The organism is Gilliamella sp. wkB195 (assembly GCF_001690445.1).
Taxonomy (GTDB): domain Bacteria; phylum Pseudomonadota; class Gammaproteobacteria; order Enterobacterales; family Orbaceae; genus Gilliamella; species Gilliamella apicola_E.
In genome coordinates this window covers 36,249-56,577 of record NZ_LZGP01000005.1, presented here as the reverse complement: position 1 = coordinate 56,577, position 20,329 = coordinate 36,249, and the positions used below count along the sequence as shown (strand labels likewise).

Annotated in this window: 17 protein-coding genes and 1 pseudogene; 12 read left to right on the top strand and 6 right to left on the bottom strand. The window is 34.0% G+C overall.

Annotated features, from left to right (window positions below; genetic code table 11):
- Window positions 1-14 precede the first annotated feature (14 nt).
- From A9G08_RS01285 to A9G08_RS01270, 4 genes are read right to left on the bottom strand one after another with little or no spacing between them, the layout of a single operon-like run.
- Window positions 15-1,127: a hypothetical protein gene (locus tag A9G08_RS01285; protein ID WP_065561948.1), complete on the bottom strand. Its 1,113-nt coding sequence runs from the start codon at window positions 1,125-1,127 to the stop codon at window positions 15-17.
- Window positions 1,117-2,532, bottom strand: coding sequence for a glycosyltransferase family 2 protein (locus A9G08_RS01280; RefSeq protein WP_065561967.1), 1,416 nt, complete (start codon window positions 2,530-2,532; stop codon window positions 1,117-1,119). The genes A9G08_RS01285 and A9G08_RS01280 overlap by 11 nt, the downstream gene beginning before the upstream one ends.
- A gap of 33 nt (window positions 2,533-2,565) precedes the next feature.
- Window positions 2,566-3,450 (bottom strand): hypothetical protein, encoded by an 885-nt coding sequence (locus tag A9G08_RS01275; protein ID WP_065561947.1) that lies wholly within the window; start codon window positions 3,448-3,450, stop codon window positions 2,566-2,568.
- Window positions 3,438-4,628: a YaiO family outer membrane beta-barrel protein gene (locus A9G08_RS01270; RefSeq protein ID WP_065561946.1), complete on the bottom strand. Its 1,191-nt coding sequence runs from the start codon at window positions 4,626-4,628 to the stop codon at window positions 3,438-3,440. Before A9G08_RS01270 ends, A9G08_RS01275 begins: the two co-directional genes overlap by 13 nt.
- A gap of 294 nt (window positions 4,629-4,922) precedes the next feature.
- Here A9G08_RS01270 and ptrA point away from each other — a divergent pair, with 294 nt between their 5' ends.
- From ptrA to A9G08_RS01215, 11 genes are all read left to right on the top strand, one after another.
- Window positions 4,923-7,802 (top strand): pitrilysin, encoded by a 2,880-nt coding sequence (gene ptrA / locus A9G08_RS01265; protein ID WP_065561945.1) that lies wholly within the window; start codon window positions 4,923-4,925, stop codon window positions 7,800-7,802.
- 100 nt (window positions 7,803-7,902) lie between these two features.
- Window positions 7,903-8,775 (top strand): helix-turn-helix domain-containing protein, encoded by an 873-nt coding sequence (locus A9G08_RS01260; protein ID WP_065561944.1) that lies wholly within the window; start codon window positions 7,903-7,905, stop codon window positions 8,773-8,775.
- A 30-nt stretch (window positions 8,776-8,805) separates the two neighbouring features.
- Window positions 8,806-10,086, top strand: a complete 1,281-nt coding sequence (aroA, locus tag A9G08_RS01255; protein ID WP_065561943.1) for a 3-phosphoshikimate 1-carboxyvinyltransferase — start codon at window positions 8,806-8,808, stop codon at window positions 10,084-10,086.
- A 1-nt stretch (window position 10,087) separates the two neighbouring features.
- On the top strand, window positions 10,088-10,768 hold the full coding sequence (cmk, locus tag A9G08_RS01250; RefSeq protein WP_065561942.1) for a (d)CMP kinase: 681 nt from the start codon (window positions 10,088-10,090) through the stop codon (window positions 10,766-10,768).
- A gap of 120 nt (window positions 10,769-10,888) precedes the next feature.
- Window positions 10,889-12,571 carry a 30S ribosomal protein S1 gene (gene rpsA, locus A9G08_RS01245; protein WP_065561941.1) on the top strand — a complete coding sequence of 561 codons (1,683 nt, stop codon included), beginning with the start codon at window positions 10,889-10,891 and terminating at the stop codon, window positions 12,569-12,571.
- 99 nt (window positions 12,572-12,670) lie between these two features.
- The gene (gene ihfB / locus A9G08_RS01240; RefSeq protein WP_065561940.1) at window positions 12,671-12,961 is read left to right on the top strand and encodes an integration host factor subunit beta; all 291 of its coding nucleotides are present in this window, start codon (window positions 12,671-12,673) and stop codon (window positions 12,959-12,961) included.
- Window positions 12,962-13,160: 199 nt separating this feature from the next.
- A complete protein-coding gene (locus A9G08_RS01235) occupies window positions 13,161-15,458 on the top strand; it encodes a DNA internalization-related competence protein ComEC/Rec2 (protein WP_065561939.1) in 2,298 nt (765 codons plus the stop codon).
- A gap of 67 nt (window positions 15,459-15,525) precedes the next feature.
- Window positions 15,526-16,539 (top strand): tetraacyldisaccharide 4'-kinase, encoded by a 1,014-nt coding sequence (gene lpxK / locus A9G08_RS01230; protein WP_065561966.1) that lies wholly within the window; start codon window positions 15,526-15,528, stop codon window positions 16,537-16,539.
- Window positions 16,536-16,715: a Trm112 family protein gene (locus tag A9G08_RS01225; protein WP_065561938.1), complete on the top strand. Its 180-nt coding sequence runs from the start codon at window positions 16,536-16,538 to the stop codon at window positions 16,713-16,715. The genes lpxK and A9G08_RS01225 overlap by 4 nt, the downstream gene beginning before the upstream one ends.
- Window positions 16,716-16,735: 20 nt before the next feature.
- On the top strand, window positions 16,736-17,500 hold the full coding sequence (gene kdsB, locus A9G08_RS01220) for a 3-deoxy-manno-octulosonate cytidylyltransferase (protein ID WP_065561937.1): 765 nt from the start codon (window positions 16,736-16,738) through the stop codon (window positions 17,498-17,500).
- On the top strand, window positions 17,501-18,190 hold the full coding sequence (locus A9G08_RS01215; RefSeq protein ID WP_065561936.1) for a DUF2461 domain-containing protein: 690 nt from the start codon (window positions 17,501-17,503) through the stop codon (window positions 18,188-18,190).
- Between the two features lie 24 nt (window positions 18,191-18,214).
- Here A9G08_RS01215 and A9G08_RS01210 read toward each other — a convergent pair.
- Window positions 18,215-18,532: pseudogene (locus tag A9G08_RS01210) on the bottom strand (MarC family protein); the annotation flags it as partial.
- Window positions 18,533-18,588: 56 nt separating this feature from the next.
- Window positions 18,589-19,110: a single-stranded DNA-binding protein gene (gene ssb / locus A9G08_RS01205; protein ID WP_065561934.1), complete on the bottom strand. Its 522-nt coding sequence runs from the start codon at window positions 19,108-19,110 to the stop codon at window positions 18,589-18,591.
- A gap of 204 nt (window positions 19,111-19,314) precedes the next feature.
- Between ssb and corA the strand changes: the two genes are divergently transcribed.
- The gene (corA, locus tag A9G08_RS01200) at window positions 19,315-20,256 is read left to right on the top strand and encodes a magnesium/cobalt transporter CorA (RefSeq protein ID WP_065561965.1); all 942 of its coding nucleotides are present in this window, start codon (window positions 19,315-19,317) and stop codon (window positions 20,254-20,256) included.
- Window positions 20,257-20,329 lie beyond the last annotated feature (73 nt).

Genomic DNA, 20,329 nt, shown 5'->3' with positions numbered 1-20,329 from the left:
AGACGCTGTCTCTTTTATTTACTTTCCAAACCATTCAAAGCAAATCGTTCAAATGATGACCATTGAGAAAAATATGTTGATAGCTGGTTAATCGTGCTAAATAATTTTTTTTCTTCTCCCATAAAGCTAATAGATTGATTTAAGCTTGTGGTTTGTGATTCGTCACTTTGTGTATATGGATTTTCGTTTTCTGATGTTTCATCTTCAATAATGCTGCTTTCAAGAGCGATAACAATTTTTTTATTATTGAGCTCTCCCCAAGTTAGCCATTGAGCACTAATCGTATAAATTTGTGCTAATTTTGTGCGATAAGCCATAATAATTAATTTTGAGCTATATGGTTGTGTCTTTTTGACTATATTTTTTCCGTCTTCTATATCAAGTAACCAAAATGGTAAGACTATTTCAATTTTATCCTGCCAAGTTTCACTTAATGTTTTTATTGCATTATTCCATTTTTGCCAAATGTGACTTTTATTTTGTGCATATTCAGTCAATAAGTAAGGTTCAATATCATATTGAATTCCAGCAAGACAAGGATTGTGTATTTGGCATAACTGTTTAATGACTTTATTGCGTTCAATGGCATTTTTTAGACCTGAATCAGTAATCATATCAGGTGCCCCTTCAACAGCAATAATGCTCATCTGCTTTTTAGCCGCGATATCAAGTAGTTGAAATAGCTTATCTTGATTTTGAATATGCCCATTGACTATATTTAATTGGAGATAAACTTGATTAATCCCTTTTTGTTTTAGTTTAGTCAGAAATTGACTTGGTGAATGAATCCAATTTTCAGTATGCCAATTCCACATCGAAATATTGATATCGGATCTATATTGATTGGGCAAAGAGGTATAATTTGACTTCATCTTATCCGCATTTAATTGATTAATATTTGAATAGACATTGGTATTTTTAAGAACAGAATTAGTGTTTATGAAATCTTTTTTTTCAAGTAGCTTTAATAGTAAGGTAGCACTTTTTTTGATTTCAGGAATACTTAAATAATACCAATGTTTTAAATTGATGGAATTAATATTTAACGCTAAATTTTCAGCAAATGTTGCAGGACTAATAAAACTTATCACAAATAATAAATAGATGATTTTAAGTTTATTTGTCAAATTTTACCCTCTCCATTTTTCCCCAAGATAAATTGCCTTTTATTAATCTAGCATAGCCTTTAAGCTTCCAATATAGGTATAACTGTCGATAACCAAAGTTATCTAGTAATGCAGTAATAAATAGTTTTAGTAGATATCTAGTTTTATCTAAACCTGATAATAGCACACCATCAATCGCTATAGCAAAAGCACTTATCAGGCTATTGTATCCAAAAACGATTAAAAAATAAGATAACATTACGTTGCTATCTATCATGTCAAGAGACCAAATCAACGGGATTAAAAAGTACCCTAGCAGTTCAGCAATTGGACCTAAAATATCGGTTAATATTGAAAAAGGTAATAGCATAAGGCTTAACTTTTTATATTTTAATTTAAAAGTTAACGACTTAAAATTTATAAAAGTTTGTAGCGCGCCAATATGCCATCGTATACGTTGGTTTTTTAATACCTTCCATTTTTCAGGCACTTGGGTCCAACATATGGCGGTTGGTACATAATCAATTTTGTAATCAACATTAGAGTCATAAATATATTTGTGTAATTTTAGAGTAATATCATAGTCTTCGCCAACAGAACCGACACAAAAACCACCGACCTTTATTGCAAAATCTCGTCTAAATAAACCAAATGCACCTGAAATTATCGGTAAAGTATTAAAATGATTCCAAGCAATTTTTGCCAAGAGAAATACTCTCATATATTCAAGAACTTGAATTTGTACAATGAATCTTTTAGATAAATTGATTTTAGATATTATTCCATTTCTAATAGAGCAACTATTAGCAACTCGCACCGCTCCACCGACTGCAACTGTTTTTGGGTCGTCAATTAAAGGGACTACAGCTTTGTTAATGGCGTCAGGTGCTAAGATTGAATCGGCATCAATAAGACAGATAATTGGGGAGTTGCTTAAATTAATTGCGGCATTATGCGCGTCTGCTTTGCCACCATTTTCTTTATCTATAACTCTAAGCCGGCTATCTTTTTTTGATACATAAACATCTCTTATTTTAGCATGAGAGAGTTGATTACGTTCATTTAAGTGATGCGCAATAGGTTGTAAATCAAAGTACTCTTTCACTTTTGAAAAAGTGTTGTCCGTTGAGCCATCATTTACAACTATCATTTCAACATTAGGATAATGAGTTGCTAATGTTGATTCGATACTATCAATTATAGTTACACTTTCATTATAAGCTGGTAAAATGATGGTAATTGGATGTGAAATACCGTCATTTTCGGTCTGGATTTTTCTCTCTTTGTTTGGATTTTTAAGTAACACATAAATTGTTACTAATAGTTGCACAAAATAGATGAATATTTGCACTAATCCAATTAGCATAATCGTTATAACTAAGAATTTAACACCGAACATCATTATGTTGTTTATATAATCACTCATTGTTTCACCCACATTTCTTGCTTTAAGAATTATTTAATTTTTATTGATAAATAGTTTGCTTTTTAAATCAAAATGTTCTGTTATTAGTTTTTCAATGGTTAATGATTTCTTTATGTAACATTCTTCATTAATGAAATTAAGAAGATAACAACTGTGTATAATCCCTTGTGGCGTTGTTTGTAGTCCCAGTAAGTTTTCAAAAAAAGTTTGCATATAAATACGCTCATCTTCTTTTGCAAGAATAAGGTAGGGGGTAATGTAGTTCTTAGAAATTTTTTTTAAAATAGTAAAAAATTGGTGATTGGCAAAATCTTCACAATTGATTAGCGATTCAAGCTCTAGAAATTTATTAGAAGGTAAAAGCCTAAAAAAGCAAAATACGCCTTTTTGCGGTATCTTGTTAAATAGCTTAATAATTATCTGAATTATCGAAATACCTGAAGCGTTTTTAACTAGACTCAATGCTGCAGCAATGGCGACTTCTTGACGAGAACTGTTACAAGCCTGAATTAACGCTTGATTCGTTTTTTCGCAAGGATAATATGCTAACATGTTAGCTGCATCAATTTTCTGTTTTATTGTGCCTTTTTTTAATAGTAACCTAAGTTTATTTTGGAATGGTTCCAGATCAAAATAAGTTAAAATATGTTTTTCGCGATGTTTCTCGAAAAAATAGGCAGTAATTATTGCTACGCAATTTAGCGATAATTTTTTTGTTATCTCTTGCTTAAAATAAGATTCATCACCAGTTTTCAATGCTTTTTTGTAAATTTTTAGCAATTGCAATTTTAATTTCTTGTGTCTTCTAAATTGAATTTCACGTTTGATGTAAATTGCAATGGTTACTATCAATACAATAAAGCTAATAAAAATGAAACAGGCATTATATAAATTTAGGTATCGAGTTAGAATGTCCATTTTATTCCACATCCTAGTGTTTTTTTAGTATATAACTTACGGCTGTGGTTGGTTTGAACTCTTTCTTCATTATTATAGTTTACAAACCCAGTTATTGAATTAGATATGTCATATGACAATCCAATAAAATGAGATTTGACTTTAATTAATGAACGATTAAATTTTATCGAACGGTCGGATGTTTCTTGACTATTTGCATATCCTGCAAAGAGATGTAATTCTTCTGTAGGTGATATGGTGGTTTTAAATAAATAACCACTCATATGATGGTTGTCTTGATCAAATGTGTTGTACCATTTACCTGCTATGGATAAACGATCATTAAAGAAAAATTGTTCAATACCCGGTAAAATAGTTTTAATGTTGCCATCGTTATAGTGGTCCAACTTTGCATCGAGGGTGATATGGAATGAATTTATTTGATCATTATACGGGGAAAATAATTGATAATCCCCACCGGTTGTTATTGTATATGTTGCGTAAAATTTTTTAGATGTGGCGACAGAACCTGATAGATAACCATACGCTTTATTGTTGAATGTATGCCAATAAGTGAGGCCTATTTTTTGGTCGTTGCTATGAAAACGGTTTGCCTGGGTTAAATGGCCGGTTATGGTATTTTGCGGTGATAGCCGATAAGATAGTGCTAAATCCACTTCATTCCAATTTGGCAAAGATTTAGATAATCGACTATGTGTGCCAGATAGAACAATATTCCAGTAATGTGTATTTTTTTTTATGTTATCAATGTTTGCCTGTAGGGACAGTAATTGTTCGTCATTAGGTGTGAGATTTAAGTACTTATCAAGTAACAATTTGGCTTTTTCGGGATGGTTAGGATCTTTTGCTAAAACAACACTAACTAAACCATATTGCGCATCTACGTAATTGGGGGCGATATCAAGTGCGGATTCAAACGATTTTTTTGCTTGTTCTAACTGAGTTAGTGCGTAATAATTGAAACCTAGTTGGACAAGAATATCGGAATTATTTGGCTGTAGTTGATTCGCTTTTATTAATTTTGATATTGCTAATTCAAAATTTTTTGTTTTTTTCGCATCAATACTTTCTTTTAATAATTGATCTGCTTTTATTGCATCATTATCTCTATTTGTGGTTGCTACTGTTTGATAACTGCAAAACAAAATACTGACAATTAAGACAAACTTATAGTACATATAATTACCTTAATCCATTAAATTATTTCTAAATATCAAAAACTAATGTGTATCTTTATGCGTCGATAAAATCGACAAATTTGGGAAAGTTTGGAACTGAGTAGCGTCTAACGTATTTTTACTAGATTAATACGATAAACGTATTGGGCCGAATTATATATGAAACAGATAATAAAATACATATAAAAATTAGGTATGTTTTTTGAAATTTGACATATGTCCTTTTATTGTTGGTTTTTAATCGTTTTATTTATTAATTCGGAATATAATGAACGCTTATTTGGAAAGAATTCTATGAATAATATGAAAACAAGAACACTATTTTTTACTGCATTAACTCTTTTTTCTTTTAACAATTCATTTGCTATTGAAAATAAGCATGATCATTCTGTTTTATTAGATAAAGTTCACCAAAGCGAACGAGATGATCGTCAATATGAAGTGATTGAACTTGATAATAAAATGCGTGTGTTATTAGTTTCCGATCCTAAGGCAACCAAATCACTCGGCTCTATCGCATTGCCTGTTGGTTCCTTATATGATCCAGCTCTGCAACAAGGTTTAGCTCATTACACAGAACATATGGTGTTAATGGGGTCGAAAAAATATCCTCAACCATCAAGTTTTACAGAATTTTTGGCTCGACATGCCGGTAATTACAATGCGACAACTAGCGGTAATCGCACCGCATTTTTCTTTGAAGTTGAAAATGGTGTAATTAATACTGCATTGGATTATTTAGCTGATGCCATTGCTGAGCCAATTTTTGATCCTAAATTTGCTGATAAAGAACGTAATGCTGTTAATGCTGAGATGACATTGTACCGTTCAAGTGATGGTTTTCGAATTCAACAAGTTGATTCTGAAACGATAAATCCTAATCATCCTGCTTCACAATTTTCTGGTGGGAATTTAGAAACGTTACGTGATAAAGATAATAGTAAGTTGCAAGATGCATTGGTTAATTTTCATGATAAATATTATTCAGCTAACATTATGGTTGGCGTTATTTATAGTAATCAACCGATCAAAAATTTAGAAGCGTTGGCTGAATCTACTTATGGTCAAATTCCTAATAAAAATATAACGGTTGCGCCAATTACTCAACAAGCTATTACTCAGGCGTTTACTGGTAAAGAAATTACTATGATACCCGCCCAACCAAGAAAAATGTTGTCGTTAAAATTTCCGATTGAAAATGATATCGACAAATTTTCTGATAAGACCAATGAGTACCTTATTTATCTAATCAGTAATAATAGTAAAAATACGTTAGCTGATCAGCTACAAAAACAGGGCTTAGTTGAAGCCATTCAAGCCACTAGTGATAGTAAATATTATGGTAATAGTGGCACATTTAATATTAATGTTATTTTAACCGATGAAGGCTTAGCTCAGAAAGATAAGGTTATTGCTGCGATTTTTAATTATTTACAATTAATTGAGAAGCAAGGTATTTCTGATGCGTATTATGATGAGATAAAAAAGGTCTTTGCTTTATCCTTTAAGTATAAAGATGTTAACCGTGATATGTCTTATGTAGAATGGTTATCTGATCAGATGCTTCTTTATCCAGTTAAAAATGTATTAGATTCTGATTATGTTGCTGAACATTTGAATAAAGATGCGGTTATCAATCGAATCAAAAGTTTTACTCCAGAAAATGCTCGTGTGTGGTTAATTGCCCCAAATCAAACTACAGATAAAACGGCCTATTTTCTTAATGCACCTTATAAAGTTGATAATATTACTGATGAATTAAAAACAACTTGGACCGATTTAGGTAAAGCGTTTTCTTTTAGTTTGCCTGAGTTAAATCCGTATATTCCTGATAACTTTGATATTGTGAAACAAAATAATGATCAGATTCAACCTGCTACATTTAGTAAACGGGGTAATCATATCCATTTTGTTAGTCGTCACTTTAGTAACGATCCTAAGGCTGTAATTGCTGTTTCTTTACGCAATAATCAGGCGTTTAAAGATGCAAAATCGTCAGTTGCTTTTGAGTTGCTTGATTACATCGTGAGTCGAGATTTGACGCAATTACAATTTCAAGCAGGTAATGCTGGAATATCATTATCAACGGGTCTTGATAATGGTTTGATGGTAACCGCTAATGGTTTTAATCAACATTTACCGGATATGGTTTTAGCAATTCTTAATAGTTATCGACAAGTGACCATTGATGAGCAAAATTTACAATTAGCTAAATCGTGGTATCTTCAACGACTTGATGGGGCTGACCATTTTGAAAGTATACGTCTAGCGTCAGAGCCAGTTCTCGCTTTATCGAAAATGCCTCACTATTATGAACGAAGTGAAAGACGACAAATTACCAATAATATCACTGTAAGTGATGTTCAAGCTTATCGCGATAGTTTGATGACTCAATCAGTTCCTTATATGATTAGTTTGGGTAATATCTCAAATGAAGATTCATTAGATCTTTATCATGCCGTTCAAAAGACTTTGAAGCGCGATGTTGAATTCACGCCATTAGATGAGATTAAAATTAACACTGCCTTTACAGCTAGAATCACCCAACAAGCAAAAAGCACAGATAATGCGTTGTTAATGACTTATTTTCCAATCAATTATGATTCCACTAAGAGTCAAATAGTTGGATATACTTTAGCTAACATTATGTATTCTTGGTTTTTTGATCAACTGCGTAGCAATGAACAATTAGGTTATCTAGTTGGTGTTTTTCCATCATACATAAGTGAATCAGTAGGATTGGGTTTTGCTGTTCAAAGTAATCAATATGATCCGGCTTATTTATTAAAACGTTACCAAGCGTTTTATCCAACAATGTTAACTAAACTAGAAGCATTATCTAATGATGATGTTGAAGAGTATAAGAGAAGTATCATCGAAGAGCAGACAATGCCACCACAATCTTTAGATGAAGAGTTTGATCGTTTGAGATCAGACTATCGCTTATCTCGTTTCCAATTCGATTCGCGTGATAAAAAAATAGAGTTACTTAAAAAACTCACTAAAGAGGATTTAATTGAATTTTATAAAAGTGCAGTTATTGAACAAAAAGGTTTGGTAATAGCATCGCAAGTATTAGGTCAACCTGAGGAGGGTAAAAAACAACCTGAAGCGATTACCGATTATACTGAGTTCAAAAATGCATCATCGTTACAAGACGAATTGTTAAAATAATATTCTCAAACATAGATTCGATCTGAAATATCATTACATTAAATTGGCATTGTACTTATCATATGGTACACTGCCGAAATCCCAATAGTTTGAGTAAATTATGATTACTGGATCGACTGATTATTTTGCTATCGGACAGCGGTTACGAGCTTATCGTATCGCTGCCTCTCTTAGGGCTGAAGAGGTTGCTGAAAGTCTTAGGATCTCAAGAGCTGCGGTTTACCGTTTAGAAAAAGGCGAAATCGTTAAAATAGAAACGCTTGAACGATTAGCTTCTTTGTTAGATACGTCATTTGCTAGTTTACTTGGCATTGATACAGAATATTATTCAAGTGGTGAGGGTTTTTTTGAGCGTATGCGTCAACTCGAAGAGCAGTCCACTCATATCTTTTCTCATTTCGATCCCTTTTCTTTTCTTTTAACTTCGCCTGATTATTTGTCTCATTTAGGGATGATGTTAAGAGAATCGAGTGATAATATTGAAGCTGAAAGATATGCGACTTCTTTATCTATTTTACATGATCGCAAAACTCAGTTTTATCAATCTGTCCCTAAAGTAATTAATTTAATTAGCTTACGTAATGTTGAACGGTTTTTGCATATTGGCTTAGTTGGCAATCTGACTATTTCGCCGGGTAAAAAGTCTGAAAGAATGTTGTTGGCGCGCAAGGAGGTCTATCATTTAATCGAATTAATTGAAGATCAAGCTTATGCACCAACAATTGCTATTACTGAGCAAGCTATTCCATCTATTGCTTTCCAAATATTTTATCAAAATGATAATGCGTTAGCTTTAGCTATGAGCCCGTTTAGATTAGGTGAGTTACCTAATATTACAACTGGTATCGCCTCAATAACTTCATCAGAAGATGCGATTAAGCGTTATCGTCATTTATTTGATAAATTGTGGCAAGATAGTGCCAAAGATCAGCAAGCGATAAATTTATTGAAAGCCACCTTAGATAAATTCTAAAGAATATTGAAATTATTAAAGAGAGTTACTATGTTATCTTTAACATTACAACCGATAAAAAAATTTAGTGGTACGATTAATCTACCTGGTTCTAAAAGTGTTTCAAATCGTGCCTTACTTTTGTCTGCACTTAGCAATGGTAAAACACGATTAACTAATTTACTTGATAGTGACGATGTACGCTATATGCTTGATGCTTTAAAAGCTTTGGATATTAAATATCAATTATCAAGTGATCGAACAATTTGTGATATTGAAGGAGTAGGTGGCAAATTACACTCTACTCACCCATTAGAGCTATTTTTAGGTAATGCTGGGACCGCTATGCGTCCATTAGCCGCTGCGTTGTGTTTAGCTGATAACAATATTGTATTAACCGGCGAACCTCGTATGAAAGAGCGTCCAATTGGCCATTTGGTTGATGCTTTGCGTCAAGGTGGGGCTAAGATTGATTATCTTGAAAACGAAGGTTATCCTCCATTACATATCCTTGGTGGTTTTACCGGTGGAAATATTGAGGTAAATGGTTCGGTATCAAGCCAGTTCTTAACCGCACTTTTAATGGCTGCACCGCTAGCTGCCAACGATACTGAAATTACTATTATTGGTGATCTGGTTTCTAAACCTTATATTGATATCACGATAAAAATGATGGAGATGTTTGGTGTTTCGGTTATTAATGAAAAATATCAAAAATTTATCATTAAAGCTAATCAAACTTATCAATCACCAGGCCATTATTTGGTTGAGGGTGATGCCTCTTCAGCCTCTTATTTTTTAGCTGCTGCAGCAATCAAAGGTGGCACCGTTCGCGTAACAGGTATTGGTAAAAAGAGTTTACAAGGCGATACCCAGTTTGCACATGTGCTTGAAAAGATGGGCGCTAAAATTACTTGGGCGGATGATTATATTGAATGTACTCGCAATGAATTAAATGGCATTGATATGGATATGAACCATATACCTGATGCAGCAATGACCATTGCAACTACTGCGTTATTCGCTAAAGGTCCAACGACTATTCGAAATATTTACAATTGGCGTGTTAAAGAAACGGATCGCTTATCAGCAATGGCAACCGAGCTACGTAAAGTAGGTGGGACCGTTGAGGAAGGGGATGACTATATTACAATTATTCCTCCAATTAAATTAAATCATGCTGATATTAAAACTTACAATGACCATCGTATGGCAATGTGTTTTTCATTAGTTGCACTGTCTGATACTCCAGTCACAATTTTAGACCCAAAATGCACAATGAAAACCTTTCCTGATTATTTTGAACAATTTAAACGATTAAGCGAAATATAACATGACTAAAAATATTCCGGTTATTGCTGTTGATGGACCAAGTGGAGTTGGCAAGGGCACTTTGTGTCAAGCATTAGCGAATCATTTTAAGTGGCACCTTTTAGATTCTGGTGCTATTTATCGTGTTCTTGCACTTGCTGCTTTGAAACAAAATATTGCTTTAGATGATGCTAAACAATTAGCAACATTGGCTCTTAACCTGCCGCTTACGTTTGATACCAGTAGTGATGATGTGAAAGTTTTGTTAGATGATGTGGATGTTTCTCGCGAGATAAGAACAGAAGAGACTGGTGGAGCCGCTTCAAAAGTTGCGTCAATAAATGAAGTTAGAGTTGCTTTATTACAGCGACAAAGAGACTTTAGACAGTTGCCAGGGCTAGTTGCTGATGGTCGTGATATGGGGACAGTGGTCTTTACTGATGCCCCAGTTAAACTATTTCTTGATGCTAGTGCACAATCAAGGGCAGAAAGAAGAATGAAACAGTTGCAAGATAAGCAAATTCATGCTAAATTCGCCGAAATTTTGCAGGAGATAACCGCGCGAGATGAACGAGATCGTAATCGAGTTGTTGCGCCATTAAAGCCTGCGGTTGATGCACTAATAATTGATACAACATCGCTTTCAATTCAAGATGTTTTTAATCAATCTGTTATGTATATTAAAGAAAAACTTGCGCTGTAAGTTTATATTTAAACTTTGGCGTGAACCAAGCTCCATTACAAGGATGAGTGGAGTATCGTAAACAACCCCACAAGACATGAAGTAATGTGGACGTTAAATTAAACTTAAAGTAAATAAAATATGACTGAATCTTTTGCTCAACTCTTTGAAGAGTCTTTAAATCAACTAGACACTCGTTCTGGTAATATGATCCGTGGTACTGTCGTTGCAATCGACAAAGATGTTGTTTTAGTTGATGCTGGTTTAAAATCTGAATCAGCAATTCCAGTAGAGCAGTTTAAAAATGCCCAAGGCGAATTAGAAGTTCAAGTTGGCGACGTTGTTGACGTTGTTCTTGACTCAATTGAAGATGGCTTTGGTGAAACAATTTTATCTCGTGAAAAAGCTAAACGTCATGAAGCGTGGCTAACATTAGAGAAAGCAGTTGAAGATGCTGCAACCGTTTTAGGTGTTATCAATGGTAAAGTTAAAGGTGGCTTTACGGTTGATCTTAATGGCGTTCGTGCGTTCCTACCAGGTTCGCTTGTTGATGTTCGTCCATTACGCGATACTTCTCATATTGAAAATAGAGAAATCGAATTAAAAGTTATTAAATTAGATCAAAAACGCAACAACGTAGTTGTTTCTCGTCGTGCAGTAATTGAATCTGAAAATAGCGCAGAAAGAGAACAACTTCTTGAAAATCTACAAGAAGGTTCTGAAGTTAAAGGTATCATCAAAAATCTTACTGATTACGGTGCATTCGTTGATCTTGGTGGGGTTGATGGTTTACTTCATATCACTGATATGGCTTGGAAACGTGTTAAACACCCAAGTGAAGTGGTTGAAGTTGGTCAAGAATTACTTGTTAAAGTTCTTAAATTCGATAAAGACCGTTCACGTGTTTCTCTTGGCTTAAAACAATTAGGCGAAGATCCATGGGTTTCAATCGCTAAACGTTACCCAGAAGGTACTAAAGTAACTGGTAAAGTAACTAACTTAACTGATTACGGTTGTTTTGTTGAAATCGAAACTGGCGTTGAAGGTTTAGTTCACGTTTCTGAAATGGATTGGACTAACAAAAACATTCACCCATCTAAAGTGGTTAGCTTAGGTGATGAAGTTGAAGTTGTTGTTCTTGAAATTGATGAAGAACGTCGTCGTATTTCTCTTGGTCTTAAACAATGTAAACCAAATCCATGGTTACAATTTGCTGAAGCACACAATAAAGGTGATAAAGTTAGCGGTAAGATCAAATCAATCACTGACTTTGGTATCTTCATTGGTTTAGACGGTGGTATTGATGGTTTAGTTCATCTTTCTGATATTTCTTGGAATATGCCAGGTGAAGAAGCAGTTAAAGCTTATAAGAAAGGTGATGATATTGAAGCTGTTGTTTTACAAGTTGATGCTGAGCGTGAACGTATCTCATTAGGTATCAAACAACTTGAAGACGATCCATTCAGCAGTTTTGCATCTAACTTCAAAAAAGGATCAATTGTTAAAGGTAAAGTTACCGCTGTTGATGCTAAAGGTGCAACAATCGAGATTGCTGAAGGTATTGAAGGTTACTTAAAAGCACAAGATATTGCTCGTGAACGTGTTGAAGATGCAACTACTGCATTGAACGTTGGTGATGAAGTTGAAGCGAAGATTGTAAATATCGATCGTAAAACTCGTGCAATTTCTTTATCTATACGTGCTAAAGATGAAGCGGATGAGAAAGAAGCACTTGCTGCTGTAAATAATACTGCACCTCAAGAAGATGCGTCATTTACTAACGCAATGGCTGAAGCATTCAAAGCTGCGTCAAAAACTGAGTAAAAAATATCTATTGAAAGAGTAAAGAGGGCTTGCCCTCTTTTTCTTTTGTGGTATAAAATGAATAAATTATATACTACATAAATTAAATTAGGAGTGACCATGAACAGATCCGATTTAGCTGAAAAAATAGTCAACTGGCGGGCACACCTTCCTGTGCAACTGGTTGATGATGCTGTTAGAGATATTATTGAGCAAATCGCATTAGCGATGGAGACTAACGATCGTGTTGAAATCCGCGGTTTTGGTAGTTTCAGCTTAAATTATCGTGCTCCACGTAAAGCAAGAAATCCTAGAACAGGTGGAAATGTTGAAGTTAAACACAAATATATTCCTCATTTCAAACCAGGGAAAGAGCTACGTGAACGCGTAAATAATGCAGCTAAAGCATAATTAAATTTAGTTAATTAAAAAAAGCCTTTGAGTAAAATCAAAGGCTTTTTTGTTATTGAATAAATCATTTTCTTTAATATAAAAAGTGAAAGAGTTATCTGTAAATTGGAATAGAGATCTAATATTAATTATAAATTAACTTCAAAAAAATCTGAGCATGTTAGATTGGCTGTTTAGTCAATATAAGAAGTAGAAGTTGATGCGGTGTTCAATAGATTTAATGGCAATAGCAATTTCATTAGGTAGCATTCCATTAATTTTTTTACCATCGTTACCCAATGATCAAGATTGGTATATTTTAGCTTTTATACTGATTATTTTAGCGGCTAAATTTCAACGTTATTTTACTTTTATCATCATCCTTGGATTAAGCTTTCTCTGGTCGACCGCTATAGCAAAGCAATATCTCAATTCAATTGAACCTTATATAGACCAAACATTAGCAATAACGGCAAAAGTTGAAAGTATTAATACACAGGCTCCTGCTAAAATTCAAACAATGACTCCCCATTATGTAAAATTTTCAATTACCAATATTTCCGATCAACCTTTGCCTTCACCCATACCCGTCATTATCTATTGGGAACAACCTGAATTAATAAAAGCTGGACAAATTTGGCAATTAACCATTAAAACTAAAGTAGTCCATAGTTATTTAAATGAAGGAGGGTTTGATAAACAACGATTTGCGATAGCCAATAAATCTTTATTAAAAGCCAAAGTCATCAAATCAGTTTTACTCGAGGATAAATCTAATTTTCGACAAATCGTTGCAGATAAATGCCTACCTTATATTAATTTATTTAGTTATCGAGATATTTTATTAGCACTTGGTTTTGGTGATCGCTCACAACTTGAAACTCATAATCGAATAACAATGATGCAAACCGGTGTTGCTCACTTAATGGCTATTTCTGGAATGCATATTCTATTAGTCTTTTATATTTGCTTTGGAATAACTAAAGGATTCGTTTTTTGCTTACCACAACGTTATATTTATTTCTTCCTACCGATTATAGTAGGTTGGTTGTGCAGTATTGGTTATACGTGGTTAACCGACTTTAATCCACCAGCATTACGAGCGATTTTTGCTTTATCGATTTGGATATATTTGCGTTATAAGAATAATCAAATAAGTGCATGGCAAAAAGTTAATCGTATTATTGCATTACTATTAATTATTGATCCGTTAATGATATTGTCCGAAAGTTTTTGGTTGTCTTGCTATGCTGTTGTTAGTTTAATTTTTTTGTTTGATTGGTTACCACTACCTAACGCGATGAAAAATAAAAAACGGTGGTATTTATTTAGGTTATTACATTTACAATTTGGTTTGACACTATTACTTCTACCAATCCAATTGTATGTTTTTCATGGTATAAGCGTTGTTTCACTGGTTGCTAACTTGATTGCTATTCCTATTATCTCTCTAATCACTTTCCCAGCAATTTTACTGGGACTAGTATTTAGTTTAATCAACTGCTTTTATCTTGCTTTATGGTTCTGGTTTGTTGCCCAATATTCGCTTGAATGGTTATTTCATTGTTTAGATTATCTAAATTATATATGGTTAACTATCTCAATGGATTTTTACTTTCTAAGCTTTATTGGTTGGTTAGCCTTTATAATAATAAGAGCAGCAGTTTGGCGAAGATTTAGTTTTACACTTTTCATTATTTTGACGCTGGCTTTTTCTCCATTCTATAAACAACCAGATTATCTTTGGCGAATGGATATGCTAGATGTTGGGCATGGTCTTGCTATTGTAATTCACAATGGTGAATCAGCTATTTTATATGATACGGGTGCAAAATGGGAAAACAGCTCAGCAGCAGAGCAAATTATTACTCCTTTTCTGCAATGGCATAACCTCCAGCTTGAAGGAATTATTATTAGCCATAGTCACAATGATCATATTGGCGGATTATCCTATTTACAACAACGTTATCCCAATGCCTGGCTTATGAGTTCATCTTTAAATTTACGCAATGATTATAATTGCTTAGCTAAGCATAATTTTTATTGGAAACACTTAAATCTTAAAGTGCTATGGCCGACTAAATTAGTTGATAACACGGAAAATGCTGATTCGTGTGTAATACAACTTACTGATGGTCGATTTTCAGTGCTGTTAACCGGTGATTTAGAACGAAGGCAAGAGTATGATTTAGTTATGCAACATAAGAAAAAACTATCTTCAACAATATTACAGACTCCACATCATGGGAGTAATACTTCGTCAAGTTATCCATTTTTAAACTACGTTAATCCAGTTAATGCATTAACTTCAACCTCACGTTATAACCCTTGGCAACTCCCTTCAAATAAAATCACTGCTCGTTATAAAGAGTTAAATATCAATTATTTTGTTACAGGAAGAGAGGGGCAAATAAGTCTGTTTTTTTATCCTACTTCATGGCAACAAAAAACGTTGCGACATGACATTAATCCAAGATGGTATCATGATTGGTTTGGTAGTTTACCATTTTATGAGTAAAATAAGGGAAGTACTTTAAATAGGATTACTAAAGGTTTAAAAATGATTGAAAATAGCGGGCGATATGATGATTGAAAAACTGTGGTATGGTAAAAATAAATCATTTTGGTTGCTACTGCCATTTTCATTATTATATGGATTTATTGCTTCCGTTCGTCGACAACTATACAAATTTGGTGTATTAAAATCATGGCAGTCTCCTGTTCCAATTATTGTTATTGGAAATTTATCGGCGGGAGGTAATGGTAAAACGCCACTTGCCATTAGTTTAATTGAGGCGTTGAAATCTAAAGGACTAAAAGTAGGATTAGTTTCGCGAGGTTATGGTGGAAAATCTGATCACTATCCATTAGTCTTAGATGAACATAATGGAACTGAACAAGCCGGTGACGAGCCTGTATTAATTTTTCAGCGAACCCATATACCAGTAGCAGTCGCGCCAAAACGAGTTGACGCAGTTAAAGCGTTATTAGAATCTTATCAATTGGATGTGATTTTAACCGATGATGGTCTACAGCATTATGCGTTAGCTCGTGATATTGAGATTGTTGTGGTAGATGGAAAGCGCCAATTTGGTAATGGGTTGTGGATACCTGCTGGACCTATGAGAGAAAGAAGAGAAAGATTAAAATCGGTTGATTTAATTATTATCAATGGAGATAGTACCGGTGATATAGTAAATCAATTTCCAGACAAAACTTTCACCATGCAATTATTACCGGGTCATGTAGTGAATCTCTCAACTAACGAACAATGTGAATTATCATCACTTCATCATATTTGTGCAATTGCAGGCATCAGTAATCCAAAGCGTTTTTTTGATATGTTAATTAAAATGAAAGCTGATTTAGTTCATACAGAATCTTTTGCTGATCACCAAAATTTTACCCTTCCGTTATTAGAGAAAGTAGTAGAAAATAATCAAACACTTTTAATGACTGAAAAAGATGCAGTAAAATGTCGTCAATTTGCATTACCTAACTGGTGGTATTTACCCATTGATGCAGTAATACCAAATCAAGCTATTGAAAAGATTTATTCACTATTTGAAGAAAAAAAATCACTAAGAGAAAAAAAATGATTCTATTAAGTGCTATTGCTTGTCCTATATGCCATGGTCAATTGGAGTATGATAAGCAAAATCAACAATTAATTTGCCAAAAAGATCGGCTGGTCTATCCGATTAAAGAGGGTATTCCGGTTTTATTAGCAAGCGAAGCAAAGCAATTAGTTCCATCTCATTGTGATAAAGAATAAAAAAGTTTAGAGGTAATTTTATGAGTTTTACAGTAATTATTCCTGCAAGATATGCTTCAAGTCGTTTGCCAGGAAAACCGCTTGCAGATATTCATGGCAAACCAATGATAATTCGAGTTATGGAGCAGGCTAAAAAATCGTCAGCTAATCGAGTAATCATTGCAACGGATAACCAACAAGTATTTGATGTAGTCAAAAGCTATAATGGTGAAGTAATTCTCACTAGCGATAAGCATAATTCCGGTACAGAACGGTTAGCGGAAGTAATTGATAGTTACAAATTTGCTGATGATGAAGTTATCGTTAATGTTCAAGGTGATGAGCCTTTGATTCCCCCAGTTATTATTGATCAGGTAGCCGAAAATCTAGTGAAATTCAAAACTGGCATGGCAACGTTAGCTGTTCCTATTGATAGCGTTGAAGAGGCGTTCAATACGGGAGCAGTAAAAGTCGTGACAGATAAAGATGGTTATGCACTTTATTTTTCAAGAGCGACTATTCCTTGGGAGCGAGACCGTTTTGCTAATTTAAATGAGCAAGGTAAGGTAGATCAAATTGGCGATTTTTATTTACGTCATATAGGAATTTATGCTTATCGAGCTGGTTTTATTAGGCAGTATATAAAATGGGCACCTTCGGCATTAGAGTCAATTGAAATGCTAGAACAACTGCGTGTACTTTGGTATGGTGAAAAAATTCATGTCGCTGTAGCTAAAGAACCTCCAGCAATTGGTGTCGATACTCAAGAAGATTTAGAAAAAGTAAGAACATTATTTAAGGAGTAGATGATGGCAACGTTTACAGGTTTTACTCAGGCAGGATTAAACTTTTTACAAGATGCATGGATTAATAATAGTAAGGCTTGGTTTGATGAACACCGAGCTATTTATGACAATGATTTAGTAAAACCTTTTAGATTATTAGTTGAGCAGTTAACGCCAGCTATGCTAAAAATTGATGAGTGGTTTGAAACGCGTCCCGCTATTGGTAAAACCATATCTCGTATTCATCGTGATACTCGATTCTCAAAAGACAAATCGTTATATCGTAGCCGACTATGGTTAACTTTCAAACGCCCAAATCGTGATTGGAAAGAGGCGCCAGCCTATTTTTTTGAAATCAGTCCAGATTGTTATCGTTACGGATTAGGTTATTATTGTGCATCGAAACAGACTATGGATATATTTCGTGAAGAAATTTTAAATGATACCGAAAAATTTCTAAAAGTTATTCGATGTGTTAAAAAGCCATTTGAATTAGTTGGTGAGTCTTACAAAAGACCTTTACTCAAAGATGAAAAAATATCGACATGGTACAACCGAAAAAATCTTGCCGTGATGGTAACCAATAATGATATTGAAGATGTATTAGATGGTAACTTAGCTGATAAACTTGCTAAAGGTTTTAAACAACTATTACCACTATATGATTATTTAATGCGGGTTGAAATGATTAAAAACATTCCAAATCTGTAAAATAGCTATGAAAAATAGCACTCCTCAAATATTTGAAAAGCTTAATATTAATTCTTTAACACCATTTATAATAAACTGGGTACCCACACAAACCAATAAAAAAAACATAATTCTCGAAGTGGCTTCAATGCCACTTTTTCCCATAAACCGCATTATGCTGCCTGCGCAACGCATACAGAACCATAAAATAATACATAATAGTAATGGAATAGATGATGCATAAACTACCCAAGTTGATACGTTATACCTTCCACTTTTAACAGTTGAAGACATGCTGATAATCATCGCAATGGTTCTTGGACCAGAGGTGCTTGGCATAGAAAAGGCTAAAATTGTAATATTTTTTGAAAAAGGCGTAATTTATACGCCTATATAATAATGAATCGAATAAATAACGATTAAAATGGAATATCGTCATCGAAATCCATTGGTGGTTCAGGCATAGCTGGTTGACTTGCTGGTGCAGCTGATGAAGCACGAGGTGCTGTAGGAGTAGTTGGCGCAGAGGATGTATTATTTGCACTTTGTCCCCAACTCTTTGAACCTTCATTATAAGAGTCATTATTTGGACGGTTTCCTAAAATTTGTAATATTCCACCGATAGGGTTGATAACAACTTCCGTAGTGTAACGATCTTGACCTGATTGGTCTTGCCATTTACGAGTTTGTAGTTGTCCTTCAATATAAACTAGTGTTCCTTTTTTAATGTATTCACCAGTAATTTCAGCTAATTTACCAAATACGACAATTCGATGCCATTCTGTTTTTTCTCGATTCTCGCCAGTTTGCTTGTCTTTCCAAGTTTCTGATGTAGCAACATTAAAATTTGCGACAGTATTACCAGTTGACATGACACGTACTTCTGGATCTTGACCTAAATTACCAACTAAAATGACTTTATTAATTCCTCGGGTTGCCATTATAAACTCCTAACAATTGCATATATATAATTGCGCTATTGTAACATGAGACTGAAATAACATCACCGAATTTAATTTAAATTTGGAAGTTTGTATCCAAATTTTAAAAATTTAGAAAGATTGGCTTAGACATAGGAATTTCTGCCTATAACGAGTATAATGCCACCCATTTCATATCTTAAACATTTTTCTGCCGGAGGCCTTATGATTAATGCGTTTGGATTAAAAAACAAACAATTAGTAAAAATTAATGAAGGCGATATAAAGAATGCGACCTGGATTGATTTGATCGAGCCGGAAGAAGCTGATCGTGAATTTATCCTGACCAATTTAGGTCAAAATTTAGCAACAAGTATCGAATTAGACGATATTGAAGCATCAGCTCGTTTTTTCGAAGATAATGAAGGACTACATGTTCACTCCTTCTTTTTTTATGAAGATGCTGAAGATCGCGCCGGTAACTCTACCGTCGCTTTTACAGTGCATAATGGACGTTTATTTACATTGCGTGAACGCGATTTACCTGCGTTTCGACTATACCGAATGCGTTCTCGTTATCAGGGAATGAATGATGGAAATCCGTATGAAGTTTTATTAGATTTATTTGAAGTTAAAGTTGAACAGTTAGCCGATCAAATTGAAAATATCTATAGTGAGCTAGAAGAATTGAGCTTAATTATCATGGATCGTTCTGCTCAGGAACATTATGACGAAGCGATTACTTCTTTAGCTGAGCTCGAAGATACGGCATGGAAAGTACGCCTATGTTTAATGGATAGTCAGCGTGCGGTTAACTATTTAGTTCGTCGTGCTAAGATGCCTGTTGAACAGTTAGAACAAGCGCGAGAAGTTATTCGAGATATTGAATCATTGGTACCCCATAATGAATCATTATTCCAAAAGGTTAACTTTTTAATGCAAGCAGCTACTAGCTTTATAAACATTGAACAAAGCAGAATAATTAAGATTTTCTCGGTTGTTTCAGTGGTATTTTTACCACCAACAGTGGTGGCATCAGCATACGGTATGAACTTTGAAAACATGCCAGAGTTAAAATGGGAATATGGGTATCCTTTATCATTATTATTGATGTTATTAGCTGGTGTTGCACCTTATATTTACTTTAAACTCAAAAAATGGCTTTAGTGGTTATTTTCCTTTCAACTTTTTAAAAATTTACCGCTAACAATTTTGTTAGCGGTAATAGTAAATTCTGTTA

Bases quoted from the DNA above. Each gene is read 5' to 3' on its own strand.
- A9G08_RS01280 (WP_065561967.1), bottom strand. From the start codon at position 2,532: ATGAGTGATTATATAAACAACATAATGATGTTCGGTGTTAAATTCTTA.
- A9G08_RS01275 (WP_065561947.1), bottom strand. From the start codon at position 3,450: ATGGACATTCTAACTCGATACCTAAATTTATATAATGCCTGTTTCATT.
- A9G08_RS01270 (WP_065561946.1), bottom strand. From the start codon at position 4,628: ATGTACTATAAGTTTGTCTTAATTGTCAGTATTTTGTTTTGCAGTTAT.
- ptrA (WP_065561945.1), top strand. From the start codon at position 4,923: ATGAATAATATGAAAACAAGAACACTATTTTTTACTGCATTAACTCTT.
- A9G08_RS01260 (WP_065561944.1), top strand. From the start codon at position 7,903: ATGATTACTGGATCGACTGATTATTTTGCTATCGGACAGCGGTTACGA.
- aroA (WP_065561943.1), top strand. From the start codon at position 8,806: ATGTTATCTTTAACATTACAACCGATAAAAAAATTTAGTGGTACGATT.
- cmk (WP_065561942.1), top strand. From the start codon at position 10,088: ATGACTAAAAATATTCCGGTTATTGCTGTTGATGGACCAAGTGGAGTT.
- rpsA (WP_065561941.1), top strand. From the start codon at position 10,889: ATGACTGAATCTTTTGCTCAACTCTTTGAAGAGTCTTTAAATCAACTA.
- ihfB (WP_065561940.1), top strand. From the start codon at position 12,671: ATGAACAGATCCGATTTAGCTGAAAAAATAGTCAACTGGCGGGCACAC.
- A9G08_RS01235 (WP_065561939.1), top strand. From the start codon at position 13,161: ATGCGGTGTTCAATAGATTTAATGGCAATAGCAATTTCATTAGGTAGC.
- lpxK (WP_065561966.1), top strand. From the start codon at position 15,526: ATGATTGAAAAACTGTGGTATGGTAAAAATAAATCATTTTGGTTGCTA.
- A9G08_RS01225 (WP_065561938.1), top strand. From the start codon at position 16,536: ATGATTCTATTAAGTGCTATTGCTTGTCCTATATGCCATGGTCAATTG.
- kdsB (WP_065561937.1), top strand. From the start codon at position 16,736: ATGAGTTTTACAGTAATTATTCCTGCAAGATATGCTTCAAGTCGTTTG.
- A9G08_RS01215 (WP_065561936.1), top strand. From the start codon at position 17,501: ATGATGGCAACGTTTACAGGTTTTACTCAGGCAGGATTAAACTTTTTA.
- ssb (WP_065561934.1), bottom strand. From the start codon at position 19,110: ATGGCAACCCGAGGAATTAATAAAGTCATTTTAGTTGGTAATTTAGGT.
- corA (WP_065561965.1), top strand. From the start codon at position 19,315: ATGATTAATGCGTTTGGATTAAAAAACAAACAATTAGTAAAAATTAAT.